The following is a 21,185-nucleotide window of genomic DNA, read 5'->3' on the forward strand; positions in this document are numbered from 1 at the left end:
AGTCGGGCGCCTCAGCGCTGTGCGACGCGGACCTCCACCTGGCCGTCGGACGAGATCCGGCAGTCGAACCGGGGCTGCGGCGCGGTCGCCGGGCCCTGTACGTTCTCTCCGTCCGTGAGCCGGAACCGGCTGCCGTGCCAGGGGCATTCGAGGCACCCTTCGAGGATCTTGCCCTCGTGCAGGGGCCCGTCCATGTGGCTGCACCGGTCGGCCAGGGCGTAGAACCGCCCGTCGTCCCCGTGGACCACGACGACGGCGACCTCGTCGGCCATGCGGCGCACCGGCTCGCCTACGGGGAACTCGTACGGCATCCCGATACGGTGCCAGCCCGGCTCGACCAGTACGGGCACCGCCTCCGCGTGGTTGACGCCGGCGCCCTGGCGGTAGGCGAGATGGCCGCCGAGCACACCTCCCACCGTGGCGACGGCCATGCCGCCGAAGCCCAGGGCCTTGCCGAGGAAGGGACGACCCGTGAGCCGGGCCGTCAGGGAACCGGCGTACGCCGTGACGGCGGCGAGGTTGGCGACCGCGTGGACCAGGCCCACGCGGGCCTGCCGGGGACGCTGCTCCGCCCAGTCCACCCATCCGGCGAGAGCCGCCGGCCCGGCGGCGACCAGGCCCACCGCCACCAGACGGCGCGCGGCACGGCTCTCGCCGGGGAGCAGGTCGAGGATCCCGGCGGAGCTCCAGGCACCGATCGGCACCTGCACCAGCACCGGGTGCAGGGGGTGGCCGAGCCACAGGCCGCGCAGCACGTCCCGTCCACGGCTCAGGGGAAGGGCCCGCACCGCCTTGCGGACGACCCCGGCCGGGCCGTCCAGCCACGTCGCCCCTTCGAGGGTGTCCATCGCGTGCGGGAGCACACCGCCCGCGGTGCCTTGCGTTGTCGTCGTCAGCATCGTCGGCCTCATGGGGAGCGGCCTTCCTCTGCGGTCCGGGACGAACCCGGTGTCGGGTCGCGCGGGGACGAGTGTCCGCCGCGCCGTGCGCTCAGCGGGCGGTCCGCCACGCCCCGCTGAACGGCGGGGCCCGGCTCGGCCCTGCACACCGCCAGGCCGGGCCACGGGGGCGCCTGCCCAGCGCCCGGCGGTCCATTCGGCCGGCGCCGTCCGGACCCCGGCCCGGTGGCCCGGGTCCTTGAGCGGATCGGGGCGTCTTCGCGGGCGACACGGTCGGTGCCGAGTGCACGACGTACTGCGACGCGCGGCTGTACAGGCTGCGCGTCCGGGGGCCGCCGGGCGATCTCAGCGGGCCCGTCGCCGACGTCCCTGACGGGTCATCAGCCGACGCGGCCCGGCACATCCCGGACCGGAGGCGAGGGCGATGTGAGCACTTTCACACTCAGTGTCCGCTTGGCTCACAAGGCGCCCATAGAAGCGCAATTGACATTCCAAGATGGGAATTAATGCTGGATGCCCCTTTCATGCCTCTTGGGGGCGCGTTACCTTCGGCGCAGTACGTGTGTCCACCACCGGTCCGGTCCGCCGGCTGGGAGTGCTCGCAGGGAGGTCTTCGCACTTCATGCACAATCTCGCGGGTTCCTGGGGTCACGCCTCGTGGTCCCTGGGTCATTTGCACTGGTACGGAGTGGCCGTCGGCTCCCTCCTCGCCATCAAGCTGCTGCTGTCCGTACGCCGGCGGCGCCGTCCGGACCTGACGTTCGAGGAGCCGGTCAGCCGCCTGCGCATCCACGGTGTGGTCACCGCCTACAACGAGGCCCCCGAGATGCTCCGCCGCTGCCTGGAGTCGATCCTGGCGCAGACCTTGCCGCCGCACTCCCTGACCGTCGTGGACGACTGCTCCGCGACCCACACCGCCGGCGCCCTCATCGAGGAGATGCGGCCCCTGTTCCAGCGCGCCGGGGTGCGGCTGGACTTCATCCGCTTCCCCGCCAACCGCGGCAAGCGCCACGGCCTGGCCGCGGGCTTCCGGCAGGAACCGCGCGCCGACGCGTACCTGTGCGTCGACTCCGACACGGTGCTGGACCAGCACGCCGTCGCCGAGCTCGCCGAGCCCTTCTCCAAGCGCCGTGTGCACTGCGTCACGGGGCTGGTACTCGCGCACAACCGCGGCATCAACCTCCTCACCCGCCTCATCGACATGCGGTACGTCAACGCCTTCCTCGGCGAGCGGGTCGCGTACTCCCGGCTCGGCTCGGTGTTGTGCGCCTGCGGGTCGCTGGCGCTGTACCGCGGGTGGGTGGTGCGCAAGTACCTCGACGACTTCCTCGACCAGCGGTTCCTGGGCCGCCCCGCGACCTTCGGCGACGACCGGCGGCTGACGTACTACTGCCTCACCGAAGGGCTCTCCCTCATCCAGCCCTCCGCGGTCGGCTACACCGATGTCCCCGAACGCCTGGGCCACTACGTCCGCCAGCAGATCCGCTGGGGCAAGTCCTTCATCCGCGAGGGGTTCCTGCTGTTCGGCAAGTTCCGTGTGCGGCGCATGTACTGGTGGCTCAACCTCGTCGAACTGGTCTCCTGGGTGGCCTTCACCACCGCGCTGTTCGCCGCGCTTGTCGCCATCTTCATGCACCCGCAGGGCTGGACCCTGCTGGTCGGCTACGTCACCTACATGTGCGTCATGGCGTGGATCCGCTCCGTCCACTACCTGCGCGGCGCGGCTCAGGTGGGCATCGTCGACCGCGTGCTGACGTTCCTCGCCGCCCCGCTGTACGCGCTGCTCAACCTCGGACTGCTGCTGCCGCTCCGGCTCTGGTCCCTGGCGACGCTGCGCAGCACGAACTGGGGCACCCGCGCCAAGATCGAGGTCGGCGGTGTCGGAGCCGACGCACCCGACATGACCGCCCCCGGCCCGGCACCGCAGATCGCCTTCCCGGAACAGCGGACGAAGGACGGCCGGGACGCGTGGGCCGGCACCTCCCCCCAGGACCACTTGGCCCCGGGCGGCGCCTCGTAGCCGCCACGGCCCCCGTTGCCCCGCCGCCCCGCGAAGAAGACCGAAGAACGCCGAGCATGCCCCCTGCATCGCCCCTCCACTGCGCTAGGAGCCTTCGTGGGTTCTGCCCGCCCCTCCACAGGTTCAGGCCGCCCCGGCCGTCCCGCTCGCCCGGCCCGGCCCGCGGACTCCGGCCCGCGGCAACCGCGACGGCGTGCGTGGGGAGCGCTGAAGCTCCTCCTGCTGGTGGTCGTCGTGGTCGCGGGCGGCACGGCGATCTACCCCGCGTGGCGTGACGCGCACCAGCCGCCGCCCGAGCTGACCGTGCGGTACAAGGCGGGCACGGCGACCGCCACGACGGCTCGGCCGTGGCTGGAGATCGTCAACACCTCCGACCGGCGTGTGCGCCTGGGCGACGTGGCGTTGCGCTACTACTACACGGCGGACGGCCCCTCCCCGTACGCGTTCAACTGCGTCCAGGCCTCCATGGGCTGCTCCGACGTCGTCGGGAGGTCCGTCGCGGCGGACGCCCCCGCCGCCGGCGCCGACCACTACCTGGAGATCACCTTCTCGAAGGCCGCCGGCACACTGGCCCCGGGCGCAAAGAGCGGGGCCATCGGGCTTCAGCTGTACCGTCCCGGCGGCGGGGAGCTGGACCAGCGCAACGACCGCTCCTACAGTCCCGCCCACGACACCTTCCAGGCCTCGGAACTGGTGACCGGTTACCTCAAGGGCAAACGTGTCTGGGGCCACGAACCCAGTGGTGGCGCCGCGGCCGGCCCGTCCCGGTCCGCGACGGCCCCCGCGTCCGCGCCCGCCGCGCGGCCCGCGCCGCCCTCCGGGATCGTGTTCGACGACTTCCACTACAGCGGCCCCCACGACCCGGCGCTGCACGCGCACGGCTGGCTGGTCCGCACCAGCGAGGGCGGTCCCGGCATCCGGAACACCTGGTCGGCCGACGGGGTCAGCTTCCCCGCGGACAAGGACTCGCTGGGCGGCCAGGTCCTGCAACTGCGGGCCTCGACCGACGGCACACGCCAGGGCACCACCCAGGCCGAGGTGCACACCACCGGCATGAAGATGGTGACGGGGACCTTCGCCGCCCGCATCCACTTCACGGACCGCCCCACGAGCGGCGGCAACGGCGATCACATCAACGAGAGCTTCTACATGATCTCGCCCCACCACCGCGCCCGGTACAGCGAACTCGACAACGAGTACCAGCCGAACGGCGGCTGGGGCGCCCCGGGCCCGAGGCTCGACACGACGACCTGGCGCAGCGCGGCCGACGGCGACCGGGTCACCCGCGCCACGACGGCCGGCCTCGGCGGATGGCACACGATGATCACCACGGCGGCGAACGGCGTGGTCACCTACAGCATCGACGGCAAGGTGCTGTTCCGCACCAGTGGCGCGTACTACCCGACCGAGGCCATGTCCGTGAACTTCAACACCTGGTTCGTGGACCTGCCGTTCACCGGGAAGCGGACCTGGGACATGCAGGTCGCCTGGTTCTACCACAAGGCCGGGCAGGCCCAGTCCCTGTCCCAGGTGCAGAAGGCCGTGAGCGGCCTCGCGGGCAGCGGCACCAGCTGGGTGAACACCCTCGCGGCGTCCTGAGCCGGTCGCCCACCACCCGCGCTCCGGCCCAAACAACTTTGAGCGGGCGGGCAGTTGCCGCAGACTTCGGTGAGTGCCCGCACCCCTTCTCCCGCACAAGGACTTCCGCTGGTTCCTGACCGCGCGGTCGGTCTCCCTGCTCGGCAGCGCCATGGCGCCGGTCGCGCTGGCGTTCGCGGTGCTCGACGCCTCGGGGAGTCCCGGGGACCTCGGCATCGTCCTCACCGCGCACATGGTGCCCCTGCTCGTGTTCCTGCTGGTGGGCGGCGCGACGGCCGACCGCCTCCCGCGCCGGACGGTACTGATCGCCGCGAACCTGGGCTCGGCCCTCACCCAGGGCGCCGTCGCCGCGCTCCTGCTGACGGGCCGCTACGCCCTGCTGCCGGTGGCCGCCCTGGGGTTCCTCAACGGTGTCCTCGCCGCCTTCACCACCCCGGCGCTGCGCGGCATCGTGCCCCAGCTCGTCCCCAAGGACGCGACCCGGCAGGCCAACGCGCTGCTGGGCTCCGTGGGCAACGCCACGAAGATCCTCGGACCGGGCCTGTCGGGCACGCTCGTCGCTGCCGTGGGCGGCGGCCCGGCCATCGCCTTCGACGCGCTCACCTACTTCCTCGCCGCGGTGTGCCTCACCCGGCTGTCCCCCCTGTCCGGTCCGCCCGGAGCCCGGCGCTCCGCGGGCCTGCTCGCCGACATCCGCAGCGGCTGGGCCGAGTACCGGAGGATCCGCTGGGTCTGGACGGTGTCGCTCGCCTTCTGCGTGATCAACCTCGTACAGGTCGGCACCTGGCAGATCCTGGGCCCCGTGCTCACCCGGCAGGTCGACGGCGAGGCGGCCTGGGGCTTCGTGCTCAGCGCCCGCGGCGCCGGACTGCTCGTGATGAGCGCCGTGATGTACCGGCTGGCGATCCGGCACCTGCTCCGCGTGGGCCAACTGGCGGCCGTGCTGGGCGCACTCCCCCTCCTCGTGCTGGGCGCCCGCCTGCACGCCCCCTGGCTGGTCGCCGCCGCCTTCACCGCGGGCCTCGGGTCCTCCGTCGCCTCCGTCGGCTGGGACACCTCGCTGCAGGAACACGTGCCGCAGCACGCCCTGTCGCGTGTGTCGTCCTTCGACGACCTGCTGTCCTATCTGGCCATCCCCGTCGGCCAGCTGAGCGTGGCCCCGCTCGCCGACCGCTTCGGGGGGTTCCGGGTGACCGTGGCGGCCGGTGTCGTCTACGCCGCGGCGGCGCTCGCTCCTCTCGCGTCCACCGCGGTGCGCCGCCTGCCCCACGGACGACCCGCACTCGCCGCCGCCGAAGCGGTCGGCAAGTAGCCCGGGAGATGTGACGCGGACCACAGGCCGGTCATCGAACTTCCGCCTTCCTCCCGCGTCCTGTCGCCGACACCGCACCACCGGGCGCCCGGCGCGCCGCGCCCGGGCGACACGAGGAGACGACATGTCCGAGACCCACGAGACCTCCGGGACCCCCGGCACCGCTTCCGGCTCGCCGGCCGGCGACCCGCTCGGTCTTCCCGCCCTGCTCCGGCCGGCCATCGAGGCCGCGATCGAGGAGTCCGACCGCCGGGCGGACATCCCCGCGGAGCTGTACGGGACACTTCGCGACGCGGGAGCGTTCCGCCTGCTCACACCCCGGGCACTCGGTGGGTCGCAGACGCCGCTGACCACCGCGCTGAAGGTGTACGAGGAGTTCGGCCGTATCGACGCCTCCGTGGCGTGGCTGGTCTGGAACGCCAACTTCGGCTTCGTGGGGGCGCTGCTGGACGAGTCCGCGACGGGGCGGATCTGGGGCCAGGAGCGGGAGCCCGCCTTCGCGAACTCCGGGATGCCCGGGACGGCCGTACCCGCCGAGGGCGGCTACCGCGTCTCCGGCCACTGGAGGATCGTCAGCGGCATCAACGCCGCGGAGTGGCTGGTGGCGGTCGTCGTCGTGATGGAGGACGGCGCGCCCCGCATGACCGCCGCGGGCGCGCCTGATGTGCAGATGTGCGTCCTGGGCCGGGACCAGTGGTCGGTGAAGGAGACCTGGGACGTCAGCGGTATGCGCGGCACCGGCAGCAACGACGTGGTGGTCGAGGACGCCTTCGTGCCCGCCGACTTCCTGTCGCCCCTGGACGCGCCCCTCAGGATCGACGAACCGCTGTACCGGGGCTTCCTCCCCGCGCTGGTCCTGCCCGGCTGCAGCGCGGTCGTCCTCGGCGTCGCGCAGGCGGCCCTCGACGAGACGATCGCGCTCGTCTCGACCAAGAGGAACTCCACCGGCGCGACGCTGGCGGAGTCCCCGCGCACCCAGTACGCCGTGGCCGACTGCCAGGCGGCGCTCCAGGCCGCACGGCTGCTGCTGGGCTCCGTCGCGCAGGCACTCGAGGACGCGGCCGGGCGCGGGGACGTCCCCACGCTCGGACAGCGGGCGGACCTGCGTGCGGCCATGACGCACGCGGCGCAGGTCAGCCGCCAGGTCCTGGTGACGGTGTACGAACTGGCGAGTTCCACCCCGCTCTACCGCGGCAACCGGCTGGAGCGCCTGTTCCGCGACGGCATGGCCGCGCTCCAGCACGCCAACCACTCGGCGCTCGCCATGGAGGCCGCAGGCCGCGTCCGCCTGGGCATGGACCCGGGCGTCGGCCTGTTCTGACCCCGCGCCCCACGCGGGGGGCCGTGGCCGGTCCCCACGACCGGCCACGGGCTCCTGCTCCGGCGTTGGTCCACCTGACCTGCACGCATGGTTCGCCAGCATCTGCGTCCATGTCCGGATCCGAGAACGTCCTCGACTGGTTGCAGAGTTGGTACGCCGCACAGTGCGACGGCGACTGGGAGCACACGTGGGGTGTGACGATCGGGACGCTGGACAACCGGGGCCGGACCGTCAGGATCGACCTCGAGGAGACGGCCCTCGAGGATCGCGCACATCCCCGGCAGCGGATCACTCGGGGGGAACACGACCGGGTGATCGCCTGGACGTCCGAGAAGGTGTTTCACCTCGTCTGCGGGCCGGGGAACCTGACCGAGGCACTCGCGCTCTTCCGTACCTGGGCAACCGATGACGCCGTGCGAAGGCCCTGATCCGATGGCCTCCACCCCCGGGCGGGCAGGACATGCCGCACCAGGGTCACTCGTAGCCCCCTGCCCTCAGCCATCGGCTCAGCGCGAGGGCGTCACGGGTCAAGGACAGCGTCTCGGCGCGCGTTCGCTCGGCGTCCTCGGGCGGTCCGGGCCGGACCGACACGCCGTCGCCGGGCGCCCCACCGAGGAGGTGGAGACGGGTCCGCTCCCGGAACCAGGCCGCGAAGCGGCGTACGTCGCGGGGCTCGGGCCGCCCTCCCGACTCGCGCCAGCGCCGGGCGGGTTCCGCCACCGCGCGCGGCTCCAGCCCGGCGAGCCAGCCCTCGACGAGCCGGGCCGCCGTGGCGGCGTCCTCGTCCAGTGCCTGCCGCCGTTTCGTACGGCTCGCCCACAGCTTCATCAGCCCCCCACACCCGGGCACCAACTGTAGGGACCGCACCCGTTCAGGAACAGATCTCCGGGTACGACGGGCGGACGGGGTCTCCGGCTCCCCGCGCGGGAGCCGGAGACCCACCGGGGTCAGTCGGTCCTGCCCTGCGCGGTCAGGCCGGCCGGTGCGCCGGTGACGGTGAACTGGGAGCCGGGCTCGATCAGTACGCTGCCCTGCGCCGAGTTGGTGATCGTGACATTCGTCAGGGCGGCACTGCCGCGGGCGCCGCTCATCGCGAGGATGCCGGAGCCGTTCACGGAGTTGTCGATGCGGACGTCGGTGACCTTGACGCCGGGCATCGTGCCGCCGCCGGTCTTGAACTGGATGCCGTCGTACGTGGAGTCGTGGATCTCGGTGTCCCGGATGGTCACGCCCGGGATGTCCGTGCCCTGCGCGAAGAGCGTGATGGCGCCGAACTCCTGCGCCTCGCCCCAGAACGCGCCGCCCGTGCGGTACAGGGCGTTGCCCGAGATCGTGGTCTGGCCGGAGAAGGGGATCGGGTCGTGGTCGGTGGCGAGCATGATGCCCGGGTAGTTCATCGTGTCGGAGACGATGTTGTTCTCGATGGTGTTGCCGTACCCGCCGTACACCGCGATGCCGTTGGCCCGCCAGGGCAGCTGGACGGTGTTGTTGCGGAAGTGGTTGTCGTGGCCGACGTCGACGGACGTGTCCTTGACGTACTTGCTGGCCCAGACCGCCAGCGCGTCGTCGCCGGTGTTCCGGAACGAGGAGTTGTAGACGGTGGAGTTACGGGTGCCGTTGGCGAAGTTGATGCCGTCGGCATAGGTGTCGCGGACCCGCACGCCAGTGAACTCCAGGCCGTCGCCGGGGCCCCACAGCTCGGGGATGTTCGAGTAGTCGCGGCCGACCCAGACGCCGACGTTGGCGTGTTCGATCCAGACGTTGGTGATCTTCGTGTTCTTGCCGAAGCGCCCGTTGAGGCCGACGCCGCCCTCGGCGTTGCCGTCGCCGCCCCGGATGGTGCCCGAGCCGAAGATGGCGATGTCGGAGATCTGGGTGTTGTCGTCGATGTCGAAGCCGAAGTTGCCCTCGTGCGGGTGGTTGATGCCGCCCGCGTTCTGCGGCGGGGTCAGGGTGTAGAGCTGGGAGTGCCACATGCCCGCGCCGCGGATGGTGACGTCCCTGATGCCGACCTGGTTGTACTGGCCGCGGTTCAGCGGGTCGTCGGTGAGGATCTTCTGCTCCTGGCGCCACTGCCCGGCCGGGATCCACACACAGGAGATCTGGCCGTTCTGGTCGGCGGTGACCGCCCGCTGGATGGCGTCGGTGTCGTCGAGCCCGTCGCCGGGGACGGCCCCGTACTCGGTGATCGAGGTGCAGTTCGCCGGCTTCGCCGCCGCCGGGGCGACCTGCTCCAGGTCGACCAGGTCGATGACGTAGTAGGCCGCCGAGTCCCCCGCGTCGCGCTGGAGGCGGAACGTCGTGCCCTGCGGGTAAGTCCGCGGCAGGAGCGCGTGGGACTCGTCGAAGAGCCGCCGCGCGTCGCCGCCGGGCCGGTTGGTGAGCCCTTCCGGGTCGTCGGTGCTTCCGTACAGCCAGCTGTGCTTGGACGACAGCGACAGCTTCTGCACGAAGGTGCCGTCGGCGTAGAGGCTGATCGTGGCGTCGGCTCCCCCGCCGCCCGGGGCGTCGGGGACGGAGTTGCGCACGACGACGGAGTTGGTGGACGTGGTGGAGGTGAACTCCACGTACTGGCCCCCGGAGTCGAGCCGGACGGACTTGCGGCCGGAGGACTCGGTGGCGAAGTTGGTGTGCCCGAAGGTCCGCTTGGCGTCCGCCGTGAGCAGGGTGCCCTGATAGCGGCCGTCCTCCGCCTCGTACTCGGTGTACGGCACGGCGGCGCCGCGTCCGACCACGAGCGACTTGGCGAGCACGTTGTTGTCCTCGTTGGTCTCGGCGACCACGCCCGTGGCGTCCGCGGTGGCGGTGAGGGTGGCCCCGCCGGCGGTCGCCGTCCATGTGCCGCTGATGGACACGTTCACGGTGGCGCCTGCCGCGACCTGGCCGGTCGTGCCGTTCAGCGTGGTGGTCCCGGCCTGGAGGCGGGTCACCGAACCCGCCGCGGCGGCGGTCGTGCCGCGGTTGTGCACGGCGACGGTGAAGGAGACGGGCGTGCCCACGGCCGGATTCGCGGGGCTCGTGGTGATCCCGGCGACCTCCAGGTCGGGCCCGGGTGCCTGGCTGACGACCAGTCTGCTCGCCGCGTTGCGGCTGTTGTTGGTGTCGTCCAGTTCGGCGACCGTGTTGCGGGGGTCGACAACCGCGGCGACCGCGTAGCTGCCCGCCGCGCGGGTGCCGGTGGAGACGGCGACCGTGGCGGAGGCACCGGGGTCGAGCGCGGGCACGGTGGCACTGCCCGCGGCCGTCCCCTCGACGCTGACGTCGACGGTCGTCGCCGCCGAACGCGCTGTGCCGGCGTTGCGGACACCGGCGTTGACGGTGACCGCGTCCCGCTCGGACGGGGCGGCCGGCGACCAGTCCAGGCTCGTGACGGTCAGATCGGGCGCGGGCGCCGCCGTGCCGACGACCTGGAATTCGGCGACCTGTCCGCCGGGCGCGCCGGTGTTGGAGAAGAACCGGAGCCGCACGTCGGCCCAGCGGCCGCTGACCGGGATGGTCACCGAGTTGCCGCTTCCGGGGCTGAAGGCGTAGTCGGCGCGGTCGCGCAGCGAGGTGAAGCCGCTGTCGGACGCCGCACGGCCCAGCACCTGGATGCCCTGGGTCCGCGCGCCCCACACCGGGTCCGGGTTGAGCTTGACCACGACGGCGGTGACATCGGCCGGGGTGCCGAGCTTGACGGTGAGGTCCGCGGGGTGGCCTGCCGCCTCCCAGTACGTGGAGGTCGAGTCGTCGGTTGCGTTGGCGGCGACGTAGGTCTGCGTCGACGAGGTGGCCTCGACCGGCTTGTTGCGGGCCAGGTTGGTGCCGGTGGGCGGCGGTTCGGTGCCGCCGTCCTCCTCGCCGTACACCTCGAGCTCCGACAGTTGCGCGGCGTTCCACCCGGTGTTGCCGGAGATGCTGACGCGGACGTACCGGGCGTCGGCGGTGGACGTCAGGTCGACGGCGACGGTGTTGGCCTGGGCGGGGTTGAACACGCGTCCGGCCGATGCGGAGAGCGTCCCGAAGGCGGAGCCGTCGGTGCTGCCCTGGAGGGCGAGCGTCTGGGTGCGGGTCTCCCACCCCGTGGGCAGCTTGAGCACGACCCGGTCGACGGTCCTGGTGGCACCGAGGTCGACCTGCACCCACTGGGGGAACGACCCTGTCGGGCCCTCCCAGTAGGAGGCCTGGGTCCCGTCGGTGGTGTTCCCCGCCGGATACGCACCGAGGGAGCCGCCCGCCGTGGCGGGACGGCCCAGTGCGAGGTTGACGTCGGCGGCCGCCGCCTGCGCGGCCGGTGCGGCGGCCTGGGCGGTGGAGGCGAAGGGCAGCGGTGACAGCCCGACGGTCATGAGTCCGGCCAGGACGGCGCCGGACAGCGACCGTCGGCCGAGGGGTCTCCATCTCATGGGGGTCCTCTATTCCGTGGAGGGGGGAACGCGGCAGGAGGGCGAGATGTGGCCATGCACGGCACTTGAGTCAGACAGTCGACTTCTTGCGGAAACTGCGTCATCAGGTTTCTCGGACGTCTCGGATTTGTCAACAGCGCGTAATATCACGGCCGTTGCCGCGATCACGGCCTTGCGTGCCGCATCTTCCGCTTGCGTGCGCCGACTGACACACCACCACCGCACGGAACGGGGACGATCCCCCTGGACGGCCGCACTGACGGGACGCACCCCCTTCGCACGGCCGCGGAATCAACGCAAAATATTGAGTGCCTTACGTAAGATCAATGCCGCCCGAGCGACATGGACTTCGGGCACATGCTTGTGCCAGCATCAGCGGCCGACAGTCCCGGCCTTCCCGTTTGGGCGAGGCCGCGGATCTCCCTGCCGGCAGGTAAGGGGGTCCCTTGCGAAGGAGACCCTTGTGCCTGACGTTCCTCCTGCCCCTCAGCCCGCGCAGTGGTCCTGCTACCTGCGCGCTGTCGTGGACATCGCCTTCCCCACCCGCACCCTGCGCGTCGCGCCCGGCACAGCCCCGCGCGGCGTGCCGGGTCTGCCCTACCCGCTCGCCGGCGGGCAGACGATCCACATCGTGACCGCCTTCGACCCGGCCGGACGCGCGACGCCCCCGGAGGCCAACCTCCGTGCGCAGCACGCCCTGCACGACCACATCCGCGCAACCGGCCGGCAGTGGTGGCCGGCCGTCGGTGGGGACCGGGCCGGCACCCACAGCGAGGTCAGCGCGGCCGTCGCCGGCTGGGACGACCTGCAGGCCAGGGCGCTCGGCCGACAATTCGGCCAGGACGCCGTCTTCGCCTGGTCACCGACCGCGTGGCGGCTGCTGGCCTGCACACCCGCCGTACTCGACGCGCCCCCGGCCGACTGGCACGCGACACTCCTGCGGCCATGAGGAAAATGCGGTGGCGGCGTCGAATCGCGGCGGCCCATCATGCGGGACATGAACGATCAGCCCGAGCGATGGACCCAGGCGACGGTGTACCCCGACATGTGGGCCGATCCGGACGCCGATCCCCGCAACAACGAGGACAGTCCTGAAGGGGAGTCGGCGACGCTCCAGGACTTCCTGGCCAACTACCGCCTGACCCTGCGGATGAAATGCGAGGGCCTGAACGCGGAGCAACTGGCCCGCCGGTCGGTCCCGCCCTCGACGATGTCGCTGCTCGGCCTGGTCCGGCACCTCGCGGAGGTGGAACGGGACTGGCGGAACTGGGTCAGCGACGGCGAACCGCTGCCGAAGCTGTACGGCGCGCGGGACGGCGACTTCGACGGCGCGGTCGCCGATCAGGCCGTGGTCGACGCCGCGTTCGCCGATCTGGGGCGGGAGCAGGCGGCGACGGACGCCGCACTGGCCGCGTACCCGTACCTGGGCAGCCGGGTCGGGAAGGAGAGGATCGCGGTCCGCGAGTTGATGGTGCACCGGATCGACGAGTACGCCCGCCATTGCGGACACGCCGACCTGCTGCGCGAGTGCGTCGACGGCAGGGTGGGCCAGTGACGGGCGCGCCGGGCACCGCTCTCGGCGTACCGGCCCGGCAGCGCCGACGTCACTGATCCGCCCCGTCACGTCCGCCCGGGGTGCGGGCGGGACAACCCGACGAGTGAGGGACCGACTTGATTTACACCATCCGCGAGTACATCCCGGCCGACGAGACGTCCTGGCTGCGCTGCCGGGTGGTGTCCTTCCTGGGCACGGCCTACTTCGACGACGTCCAGCCCTCGAAGCGGACGTCCCCGGTCGCCGCCCTGGACCTGGTGGCGGTGGACGCCGCGGGCGCGGTCGCCGGGATCATGGACACCACCCTCGACGGCGAGTCGGCGACCATCGGCACCGTGGCGATCCACCCCGACCACCAGCGCCGTGGGCTCGGGCGGCGACTGCTCGCGCTGACCCGCGACCGGGCCCGCCAGGCGGGCGCCTCGACCCTGGACGCGTGGACACGGGACGACGAGGCCACACTGCACTGGTACCGCGCCATGGGCTTCGCCGAGAGCGACCACTACCTGCATGTCTACGCCAGCTACCGCAGCGGCAACGGAGAACCGGACCGCGCCATCGCCGCGCGTCGCCCCGGTCTGCTGCCGATGACCTCCTTCTCGCACGCGCGGCTCGCCGATGCGGCCCGGCTGCGTGGCGAGTTCGCCCGCGTCCACGTGTGCCGCCGGTTCTCCCAGTCACTGTGACCGCGGTCGCAGGCCCCGCTCAGCCGGTGGTCGCGTCCGGCGCGTCGAGCAGGACGCACTGGTCGAAGTTCATGCAGCCGCACTCCAGGCAGTCCGCGACGGCCCGGCGCAGGGCCTGGGTCTCTGCGATGTGCTGATCGAGTTCGGGCAGTTTGCGTTCGGCCAGGTCCCGCCACTGGCGGGTGGCGGAGGGCGTGGTGTCGTCGCCCAGCAGCCGGGTGATCTCGGCCAGGGTGAACCCGGCGCGCTGCGCCATCTTGATCAGGGCGACCCGGCGCACCGTGCTCGCGGGCCACACACGGCGGCCCCCTTCGCGGCGCGCGCCGGGCAGCAGGCCGCGCTCCTCCCAGTAACGCAGCGCCGAAGTGCGCACGCGGGCCTTGGCCGCGAGCTCGCCGATGGGCAGATGGCGCATGCCCGCCCCTTCCTGGTCCCGCCTTGACTTCAAGCGTGCTTGAAGCACGAGTGTGACCCGCATGGTCTCAGCACAGCAGGATCGGCCGCTGCCCGGCCCGTACCGCGCACTGTTCGCCGACCGGACCTTCCGGCGGCTGATGCCGGTCTTCGCGCTGTCGGACCTGGGCGACGGCATGAGCGTCGTCGCCGTCGCGTGGCTGGCGCTCGGCCTGGCCCCGGACGGCGGCCGGGGCTCGCTGGTCGGCACCGCTGTCGCCGCGTACGTCCTGCCCGGCGCCCTGGGCGCACTGGTCCTGGGCCGGTGGGTGCGGCGCCTGCCCGCCCAGCGGCTGCTGGTCACCGACGCGGCGCTACGGGCGTTGCTGCTGGGGGCCGTTCCTCTCGCTCACGCGGCGGGTGTACTCACCCCGGCCGTGTACGTCGGGCTCCTGGCCGCCTCGTCGCTGCTCCACGCCTGGGGCAGCGCGGGCAAGTACGCGCTGTTCGTACCTCTGCTCCCCGCCGGCCGGCGTGCGGTGGCCAACAGTGTGCTCAGCACGAGCCTGTGGAGCGCGACGACCGCGGGCCCGGCCCTCGCGGGTCTGCTGGTGGGCGTGATGTCCCCGGCGTGGATCATCGGCATGAACGCGACAACGTTCGCCCTGCTCGCCGTCCAGGCCGGCCGCACCACCACCGCTCCCCCGCCCCAACCGGAGCCGGAGGGCACCGCACGCGGGCTGAGCATGCTGTGGCGGCAACCGGAACTCCTCGGCCTGCTCCTCGTGACCTGGGTGTTCAACCTCGCTTTCGGCCCCGTCGAAGTCGCCCTTCCCCTGTTCGTCTCCGGCGACCTCGACGCCGGTGCGGGGCTGCTCGGCGCCTACTGGGCCGCTTTCGGGATCGGAGCCGTCGTCGGCGCTCTCGCGCTGGGCGCGGCCGGACGTCCACGCCTCCCTCTCCGGCCCGCGATCCTGGGCATCATCGCGGGCCACGGTGTCGGCATGCTCCCCTTCGCCGTCACGCGCAGCGCCGTTCCCTCCCTCATCGGCTTCGCCTTCGCCGGACTCGTCTACGGCCCCTACTCCGCCTTGTCGTTCACCCTGATCCAGGACCGCGCGCCCGCCGGCTCGCTCACCGCGGTGCTGGCCGCACGCAGCGCCGTGCTCCTGACGGCCTCACCCGTGGGCGCGGCGCTCGGCGGCCTGCTCCTCGACCGGACCAGTGCCCCCGCCGTCCTCGTCGGCTGCGGTGCGCTGATGATCGCCGTCGTGCCCGTCAGCGCCGTGGCGCTGCGGCTCTTCGGAACGACCGCGCAACGCATGTGAGTGATCGTTCGCGCACACGTGCTCGTGGAGGCCCGGTCATGCCGCGGCCTACAGTTTTTGATGTACCCGCCGTCCCGCCGGGCTGTCGCCCGCGCGTCGTGGTCCGGTTCTGCGCCGAAGGAGGCCGCTCGTGGCCAGTGCGTTTCAGGAGCGCAAGCTCAGGGGGATGTTCGCCGCGTTCGACGCGGACAGCGACGGCTATCTGTGCGAGGAGGACTTCAGGGCGCTCGTGGCCCGCTGGAGCCGGCTGCCGGGAGTGGGCCCCGGGACGGAGCTCCGGACGCGCGTGGAGACGCTGCTGATGAAATGGTGGGCAGCGCTGCTGGACGCCGGTGACGCCAACGGCGACGGCACGGTCGACATGCAGGAACTGCTGTCGCTCGTCGACAGGCTGCCCGCCATGGTCGGGGACGTCACCGCGACCGCGGAGACCGTCTTCGACGCCGTGGACGCCAACGGCGACGGCCGCATCTCGTCGGAGGAGCACCAGCGGCTCGTGGAGACGTGGAACGGGCAGCCCGTGGAGATGACGGGCATCTTCGAACTGCTCGACCTGAACGGCGACGGCCACCTCAGCCGCGAGGAGTTCGCCATGCTGTGGCGCCAGTTCTGGATCAGCGACAACCCGGTGGAGCCGGGCAACTGGCTCTGCGGCCGGATCCCCGTCGGCTGACCGTCCATCGGCTGCTCCGCGCCGTCGGCCGTACCGCCGAGCGGTACGGCCCCGGTGCCGTGAAGCGTCAGTTCGCGGTCTTGAGGAAGGCCGTCAGGCTGTCCAGCAGCATGGTGGTGCCCTGCTCGGCGAAGTCCCGCTTGTCGGCGGTGTCGCAGGTCTGGGAGACCACGATGCGCGTCAACCAGGCGTCCTGGTCGGTGAGTTCGACGGTCATGAGCGCCTGCTCGTCCTCCCCGGGCACGTCCATGCCCATCACCAGGCGCCGGTTCTCCTCGACCTCGACGAACGAACCGGTCAACGGGAACTGCCCGCCGTCCGGCGTGACCATCGTCGCCTTCCACGTCCCACCCGGCCGCGCGTCCATCTCGACGGATCCGGGGGCGGCGTAGGACCACTGGACGTAGTCCTCCGCCCTGGTCCAGGCGTTCCACACCGCCGCCACAGGAGCCTCCAGGGTCCGCTCCAAGGTGTAGGAGAAACCCTCGGCCGTCGTCTGTTCCGTGGTCATCTCATGCTCCCTGTCTCACTCTTGCCGGGTTGCCGCACTGTAGACACGGGCTCGCGCCGAAAGTCATCGGCCCTGACGGCAACGCGTCACGCGTCATCGCGCCCGAGTTCGGACTTTGCCTTTTGTTGACCATACCGCCATGCGGCCTCCCTGACGTGCCGTCACGAGAAAACTCCTGATCATGCTCAGTGCCGCCGCGCTGACCGTGGCGCCCGCCTCGCCCGCCGAGGCCGACCGCGCCCACGCGGAGTTCGGGCAGGCCCGCCTGACGGGCTTGGCGCCCCTGCCCGCGGAGACGTTCGTGCCGACCGCACGCTGACCGGCGCCGACTTCGACGTCGCATCGCGCGGGCCCACGACGGCACGTACTGGATGGGCGACGAGTTCGGCCCGTTCCTGCTGCACTTCTCCTCGAACGGCCGGCTCCTGCAGGCCCCGGTCCCGCTGGCCGGTGTGAAGGCGCCGGAGAACCCCTACCTGAACGGCGAGCAGCTCACCATCCTCAGCAGCAAGGGCCTCGAGGGCATGGTCCGCTCGGTCGACGGGCGCCGGCTGTACCCGCTCCTGGAGGGCACGGTCAACGGCGACACTCCCGGTGACCTGCGCTTCAACGAGTTCGACCTGCGTGCGGGCCGGTACACCGGCAAGCGCTGGACCTACCGCCTGGAGTCGCCGGCGAACGCCATCGGCGACGCCATCGCGGTCGACAGCCACCGCTTCCCCGTCATCGAGCGCGACGGCGGGCAGGGCGACGACGCCCGGTTCAAGCGGATCCACCTCGCGGACACGCGGGACCGCGACCACGACGGCGCCATGGACAAGACCCTGGTGGCCGACCTGCTGAACATAGCCGACCCCAAGGGCATCGACGGCTTCGGGACGACCTTCCGCTTCCCGTTCACCACGATCGAGGACGTGGTCCTGCTCGACGACCGGACGCCGGCCGTCATGAACGACAACAACTTCCCGTTCTCGTCCGGCCGTACCCCGGGCAAGGCGGACAACAACGAGTTCATCACCATCCGGCTCTCGCACGGACCGGACGCCGACTGGCGCGCGTTCGTCCGATCACGCGCGGGTCCCGTCCCGGGCCCTCGGGCGACCGGAGGGCCCGGGACGGATCGTGCGACACCTGCTCGCGACGTGTCAGGCGGCGGACTCGGGCGAGCCGACCGGTCCCGACAGCAGACGGGCGTTGACGCGGTCCGGCCTCGGCCAGCGCACGTCGTGGACCCAGCCCAGCTTCTCGAACATCCAGATCAGGCGCGCCGACGGGTCGAGCTGGCCCGGCAGGACGCCGTGCCGCGCGCCCGTGGGGTCGGCGTGGTGCGAGTTGTGCCAGCTCTCACCGAAGGACAGCAGGGCGAGCGGCCAGAAGTTGGTGGCCTTGTCGCGGCTGATGAACGGGCGGTTGCCCGCGACGTGGCAGACCGAGTTCACCGACCACGTGACGTGGTGCAGTAGCGCCATCCGGATCACGCCGGCCCAGAAGAACCCGGTCAGCGCGCCGGTCCACGTGCCGGTGACGAGCCCGCCGACGAGCGCCGGCACCAGCAGCGAGACGGCGGTCAGCAGCCCGAAGAGCCTGCCGATCACCTGCATGTCGCGATCGGCGGCGATGTCCGGCGCGAACCTGGTCCGGTTGCTCAGCTCGCGCTTGAGCATCCAGCCGATGTGGGCGTGCAGCAGCCCCTTGACCAGTGCGCGGGTGTCGGAGCCGTAGCGCCAGGGCGAGTGCGGGTCGCCCTCGCGGTCGGCGAAGGCGTGGTGGCGGCGGTGGTTCGCCACCCACTGGACCGGCGAGCCCTCGACGCCGAGCGAACCCGCGACGGCCAGGGCGATCCGCAGACCGCGCCGGGCCTTGAACGAGCGGTGCGTGAAGAGGCGGTGGTAGCCGACCGTCAGGCCGAAGCCGGAGACCAGGTAGGCGACGACGGCCATGGCGATGTCCAGGGCGGACAGGCCCCAGCCCCACACGAACGGCACCACGGCGATGAGGGCGACCGGCGGGCCGACGACGAAGAGCCACATCGCCACCCCCGCCGCGGCCGTCTGCGGGGCGTCGAGCAGCGGCCTGGCCTCCGCCGCGGTCTCGGCGTCGCGTTCGGCGACGGCCTGTTCAGCACGGTCAGCGTCGCTCGGGTTCATGGGTTCCTCGCCGTTGCTCGAGCCATTTCGGAGGTGATGCCGGACCGACGGGATCATGCGCATCCGTGCGCACGGCCAAACGTGCCCGCCAGTCCACGCAAAGGATTCCACCGGACGGCATCGGCGCAGGTCGTCGCCGATGTCCAGGGTGTGAACGGCGCTGGACCGAAAATCGCTTGACACGCCTCGTGACGTTCCAATCGCCTCATCCTGCCCACCTTTCTACGCGTTCACCTCCTGTGTGTGAACCGCATGCCGGACCTGGACACCGAGGGGCGCGCCGACCATCGCCACCGCACCGCCTGCCGGGCTGCCTACCAACCGCCGAGGGCGTGCGAGCGTGACACGCCGAAAGGACGTCAGCCGACATGTCGCCACACGCTGCGGCGTTCGCCCGGTGATGTCGCGACCCACCCCCATGTACCGCCGGATTGACCCGGCTCACACGTGGTGTCACTCCCTGGCCGACCGCCCCCTTCCGTCACCTCTTTAACCGGTGATACGGTCGTGATCAACCTCGGGCCCGGAGCCTCCTCCATGGAGGCAGGTTCGGCACGTCCCGGCGCACGTCTTCTTCTTTGGATGGGAAACCTGTGAAACGAGCTCTGACCGTTCTTGCCGCCTGCGTGCCGCTGGCCGCGGCGGGGTATCTGCCGACCGCGTCGGCGGAGTCCGGGAACGCCATAGGTGCCTCGGCGCCCACCTGTACGACGGCATCCGTGAAGGCCCCGGCCGGTACCAGGGTGGAGTCCGCGACTGCGGTACGCCAGGAGGGAGGCACCGTTCACGGAACCGGCGTCCTGGGCGGCACGGTCACCGACGTCCCCGCCTACTGCGAGGTGACGGTCACCGTCACCCACCCCGGGGACAACGACCACGCCAGGATCCGGACCTGGCTGCCCGTGAAGGGCTGGAACGGCCGCTTCCAGGCGCTCGGCGGCAGTGCCTACGCGGCCGGTGACAACGGCGTCGGGATGGGCACCGCGGTCAAGAACGGCTACGCCGTCACCACGACCGACGCGGGCGTCGGCGACGTGCTCGACGTCGGCTGGGCGCTCAACGGCAACGGGAAGGTCGACACCGCGCTGCTGAAGAACTTCGCGGACCGTTCCCAGCACGAGGCGGCGGTCGTCGGCAAGCAGGTCGTCGACGGCGTCTACGGCAGGCGTGCCGCCTACTCGTACTTCAACGGCTGTTCCACCGGCGGGCGCCAGAGCTACATGGAGGCCCAGCGCCACCCAGGCGACTACGACGGCATCCTCGCCAAGGCGCCGGCCGTCAACTGGGACGAGTTCGAGGTCGCCACCCTGTGGCCGCAGGTCGTGATGAACAACGAGAAGACCTACCCGACGGCCTGCGAGTTCAAGGCCTTCACCGACGCGGCCGTCAAGGCCTGCGACACAGCCGACGGCCTCGCGGACGGTCTGGTCAACGACCCGTCGCGGTGCGACTTCGACCCGCGCCGGCTGATCGGCACCAAGGTGGTCTGCGACGGCAAGGAGCTGGAGATCACAGCCGCCGAGGCAGCCGTGGTCCGCAGGATCTGGGACGGCCCGCGCACCCAGTCGGGCGAGAAGCTGTGGCCCGGCGTCCCGGTCGGAGCGGACCTGTCGGCGCTGGCCGGAGTCACCGCGCCCGACGCGAACGGCGACGTCAAGGGCGAACCCTTCCCCGTGCCCCGCTCCTGGGTCACCCTGTGGGTGGAGAAGCAGCCGTCGTTCGACGTCTCGACGATCACCTACAGCCGGTTCGCGCAGCTGTTCCGGCAGTCCGAGGCCGAGTACGACAAGGTCATCGGCACCGACGACCCCGACCTCTCCGCCTTCCGCGACTCCGGCGGCAAGCTGCTGAGCTGGCACGGCCTGGCGGACCAGTTCATCCCGGCCCAGGGCACGGTCGCGTACCGCGAGCGGGTCGAGGCCATGATGGGCGGCACCAAGAAGGTCGACGACTTCTACCGTCTCTTCCTCGCGCCGGGCACGAACCATTGCGGCCTCAACGCGGGCGACGGCACGACCGACGACCTCGGTGCGCTGAGGACCTGGGTCGAGCACGGCAAGGCCCCCAGGACGCTTCCCGCCACCCTGCTCGACTCGGCCGGGCAGAGTGTCAGCCGGGACCTCTGCGGCTACCCGAAGGTCTCCCGCTACGTCGGCACCGGTGAGCCGGGCACGGCCTCCGGCTTCCGCTGCGTGGTTCCGTCCCGGCACTGACCGCGCCGCGCACCCGGAGGGTCCGACGGCCGGGCCTCGTGCGACGCCGTCCCGGCCCGCGCCCTGCGGCGCGGGCCGGGACGGTGGCACGGCCCGGGCGACTCTCCCGATGGCTGCGGGAGGAACCGGTCGGTAACCTTGGG

At 71.7% G+C, this 21,185-nt stretch carries 18 protein-coding genes and 1 pseudogene; 13 read left to right on the top strand and 6 right to left on the bottom strand.

The annotated features are described in order from the left end of the window. Nucleotides 1-11: 11 nt before the first annotated feature. Nucleotides 12-899, bottom strand: coding sequence for a Rieske 2Fe-2S domain-containing protein (locus ACIP64_RS04500; RefSeq protein WP_401581712.1), 888 nt, complete (start codon nucleotides 897-899; stop codon nucleotides 12-14). Between the two features lie 622 nt (nucleotides 900-1,521). On the opposite strand from ACIP64_RS04500, the gene ACIP64_RS04505 reads away from it, so the two are divergent. The 5 genes from ACIP64_RS04505 (at nucleotide 1,522) to ACIP64_RS04525 (ending at nucleotide 7,579) form a co-directional block, all read left to right on the top strand. Then, nucleotides 1,522-2,919: a glycosyltransferase gene (locus ACIP64_RS04505; protein ID WP_401581715.1), complete on the top strand. Its 1,398-nt coding sequence runs from the start codon at nucleotides 1,522-1,524 to the stop codon at nucleotides 2,917-2,919. Nucleotides 2,920-3,015: 96 nt separating this feature from the next. Further along, nucleotides 3,016-4,518, top strand: a complete 1,503-nt coding sequence (locus tag ACIP64_RS04510; RefSeq protein WP_401581716.1) for a cellulose binding domain-containing protein — start codon at nucleotides 3,016-3,018, stop codon at nucleotides 4,516-4,518. Nucleotides 4,519-4,591: 73 nt separating this feature from the next. After that, entirely contained in the window at nucleotides 4,592-5,830 is a 1,239-nt protein-coding gene (locus tag ACIP64_RS04515; RefSeq protein WP_401581719.1) for an MFS transporter, read from the top strand. A 124-nt stretch (nucleotides 5,831-5,954) separates the two neighbouring features. Further along, nucleotides 5,955-7,151, top strand: coding sequence for an acyl-CoA dehydrogenase family protein (locus ACIP64_RS04520; RefSeq protein WP_401581722.1), 1,197 nt, complete (start codon nucleotides 5,955-5,957; stop codon nucleotides 7,149-7,151). A gap of 110 nt (nucleotides 7,152-7,261) precedes the next feature. Beyond that, nucleotides 7,262-7,579: an immunity 53 family protein gene (locus tag ACIP64_RS04525; protein WP_401581724.1), complete on the top strand. Its 318-nt coding sequence runs from the start codon at nucleotides 7,262-7,264 to the stop codon at nucleotides 7,577-7,579. A gap of 46 nt (nucleotides 7,580-7,625) precedes the next feature. Here the strand turns inward: ACIP64_RS04525 and ACIP64_RS04530 are convergent, their stop codons facing one another. Together ACIP64_RS04530 and ACIP64_RS04535 are read right to left on the bottom strand one after the other, a co-directional pair. Then, nucleotides 7,626-7,979 carry a hypothetical protein gene (locus ACIP64_RS04530; RefSeq protein ID WP_401581727.1) on the bottom strand — a complete coding sequence of 118 codons (354 nt, stop codon included), beginning with the start codon at nucleotides 7,977-7,979 and terminating at the stop codon, nucleotides 7,626-7,628. A gap of 119 nt (nucleotides 7,980-8,098) precedes the next feature. Beyond that, complete coding sequence (locus ACIP64_RS04535) at nucleotides 8,099-11,536, bottom strand: CARDB domain-containing protein (protein ID WP_401581730.1); 3,438 nt, start codon at nucleotides 11,534-11,536, stop codon at nucleotides 8,099-8,101. Between the two features lie 463 nt (nucleotides 11,537-11,999). Here ACIP64_RS04535 and ACIP64_RS04540 point away from each other — a divergent pair, with 463 nt between their 5' ends. The 3 genes from ACIP64_RS04540 (at nucleotide 12,000) to ACIP64_RS04550 (ending at nucleotide 13,777) form a co-directional block, all read left to right on the top strand. Beyond that, on the top strand, nucleotides 12,000-12,485 hold the full coding sequence (locus ACIP64_RS04540) for a DUF3293 domain-containing protein (RefSeq protein WP_401581733.1): 486 nt from the start codon (nucleotides 12,000-12,002) through the stop codon (nucleotides 12,483-12,485). A 39-nt stretch (nucleotides 12,486-12,524) separates the two neighbouring features. Continuing rightward, a complete protein-coding gene (locus ACIP64_RS04545) occupies nucleotides 12,525-13,091 on the top strand; it encodes a DinB family protein (protein WP_401581736.1) in 567 nt (188 codons plus the stop codon). A 116-nt stretch (nucleotides 13,092-13,207) separates the two neighbouring features. Further along, entirely contained in the window at nucleotides 13,208-13,777 is a 570-nt protein-coding gene (locus tag ACIP64_RS04550) for a GNAT family N-acetyltransferase (protein ID WP_401581738.1), read from the top strand. A gap of 19 nt (nucleotides 13,778-13,796) precedes the next feature. Here ACIP64_RS04550 and ACIP64_RS04555 read toward each other — a convergent pair whose 3' ends face one another. Further along, a complete protein-coding gene (locus tag ACIP64_RS04555) occupies nucleotides 13,797-14,192 on the bottom strand; it encodes a MerR family transcriptional regulator (protein WP_401581741.1) in 396 nt (131 codons plus the stop codon). Nucleotides 14,193-14,253: 61 nt separating this feature from the next. Between ACIP64_RS04555 and ACIP64_RS04560 the strand changes: the two genes are divergently transcribed. After that, on the top strand, nucleotides 14,254-15,498 hold the full coding sequence (locus ACIP64_RS04560) for an MFS transporter (RefSeq protein ID WP_401581744.1): 1,245 nt from the start codon (nucleotides 14,254-14,256) through the stop codon (nucleotides 15,496-15,498). A gap of 130 nt (nucleotides 15,499-15,628) precedes the next feature. Further along, nucleotides 15,629-16,171, top strand: coding sequence for an EF-hand domain-containing protein (locus tag ACIP64_RS04565; protein WP_401581747.1), 543 nt, complete (start codon nucleotides 15,629-15,631; stop codon nucleotides 16,169-16,171). A gap of 67 nt (nucleotides 16,172-16,238) precedes the next feature. Here ACIP64_RS04565 and ACIP64_RS04570 read toward each other — a convergent pair whose 3' ends face one another. Then, nucleotides 16,239-16,682, bottom strand: a complete 444-nt coding sequence (locus tag ACIP64_RS04570) for an SRPBCC domain-containing protein (RefSeq protein WP_401581749.1) — start codon at nucleotides 16,680-16,682, stop codon at nucleotides 16,239-16,241. 181 nt (nucleotides 16,683-16,863) lie between these two features. On the opposite strand from ACIP64_RS04570, the gene ACIP64_RS04575 reads away from it, so the two are divergent. Continuing rightward, nucleotides 16,864-17,001, top strand: a complete 138-nt coding sequence (locus tag ACIP64_RS04575) for a hypothetical protein (RefSeq protein ID WP_401581751.1) — start codon at nucleotides 16,864-16,866, stop codon at nucleotides 16,999-17,001. 52 nt (nucleotides 17,002-17,053) lie between these two features. Then, a pseudogene (locus tag ACIP64_RS04580) lies at nucleotides 17,054-17,587 on the top strand (esterase-like activity of phytase family protein); the annotation flags it as partial. A 240-nt stretch (nucleotides 17,588-17,827) separates the two neighbouring features. Here the strand turns inward: ACIP64_RS04580 and ACIP64_RS04585 are convergent. Continuing rightward, complete coding sequence (locus tag ACIP64_RS04585; protein WP_401581754.1) at nucleotides 17,828-18,829, bottom strand: acyl-CoA desaturase; 1,002 nt, start codon at nucleotides 18,827-18,829, stop codon at nucleotides 17,828-17,830. 593 nt (nucleotides 18,830-19,422) lie between these two features. Here ACIP64_RS04585 and ACIP64_RS04590 point away from each other — a divergent pair. Then, complete coding sequence (locus ACIP64_RS04590; RefSeq protein ID WP_401581757.1) at nucleotides 19,423-21,042, top strand: tannase/feruloyl esterase family alpha/beta hydrolase; 1,620 nt, start codon at nucleotides 19,423-19,425, stop codon at nucleotides 21,040-21,042. Nucleotides 21,043-21,185: the final 143 nt, after the last annotated feature.

This window comes from Streptomyces sp. NPDC088733 (genome assembly GCF_044751185.1).
Lineage (GTDB): Bacteria > Actinomycetota > Actinomycetes > Streptomycetales > Streptomycetaceae > Actinacidiphila.

Bases quoted from the DNA above. Each gene is read 5' to 3' on its own strand.
- ACIP64_RS04500 (WP_401581712.1), bottom strand. From the start codon at position 899: ATGCTGACGACGACAACGCAAGGCACCGCGGGCGGTGTGCTCCCGCAC.
- ACIP64_RS04505 (WP_401581715.1), top strand. From the start codon at position 1,522: ATGCACAATCTCGCGGGTTCCTGGGGTCACGCCTCGTGGTCCCTGGGT.
- ACIP64_RS04520 (WP_401581722.1), top strand. From the start codon at position 5,955: ATGTCCGAGACCCACGAGACCTCCGGGACCCCCGGCACCGCTTCCGGC.
- ACIP64_RS04525 (WP_401581724.1), top strand. From the start codon at position 7,262: ATGTCCGGATCCGAGAACGTCCTCGACTGGTTGCAGAGTTGGTACGCC.
- ACIP64_RS04530 (WP_401581727.1), bottom strand. From the start codon at position 7,979: ATGAAGCTGTGGGCGAGCCGTACGAAACGGCGGCAGGCACTGGACGAG.
- ACIP64_RS04535 (WP_401581730.1), bottom strand. From the start codon at position 11,536: ATGAGATGGAGACCCCTCGGCCGACGGTCGCTGTCCGGCGCCGTCCTG.
- ACIP64_RS04545 (WP_401581736.1), top strand. From the start codon at position 12,525: ATGCGGGACATGAACGATCAGCCCGAGCGATGGACCCAGGCGACGGTG.
- ACIP64_RS04555 (WP_401581741.1), bottom strand. From the start codon at position 14,192: ATGCGCCATCTGCCCATCGGCGAGCTCGCGGCCAAGGCCCGCGTGCGC.
- ACIP64_RS04560 (WP_401581744.1), top strand. From the start codon at position 14,254: ATGGTCTCAGCACAGCAGGATCGGCCGCTGCCCGGCCCGTACCGCGCA.
- ACIP64_RS04570 (WP_401581749.1), bottom strand. From the start codon at position 16,682: ATGACCACGGAACAGACGACGGCCGAGGGTTTCTCCTACACCTTGGAG.
- ACIP64_RS04575 (WP_401581751.1), top strand. From the start codon at position 16,864: ATGCTCAGTGCCGCCGCGCTGACCGTGGCGCCCGCCTCGCCCGCCGAG.
- ACIP64_RS04585 (WP_401581754.1), bottom strand. From the start codon at position 18,829: ATGAACCCGAGCGACGCTGACCGTGCTGAACAGGCCGTCGCCGAACGC.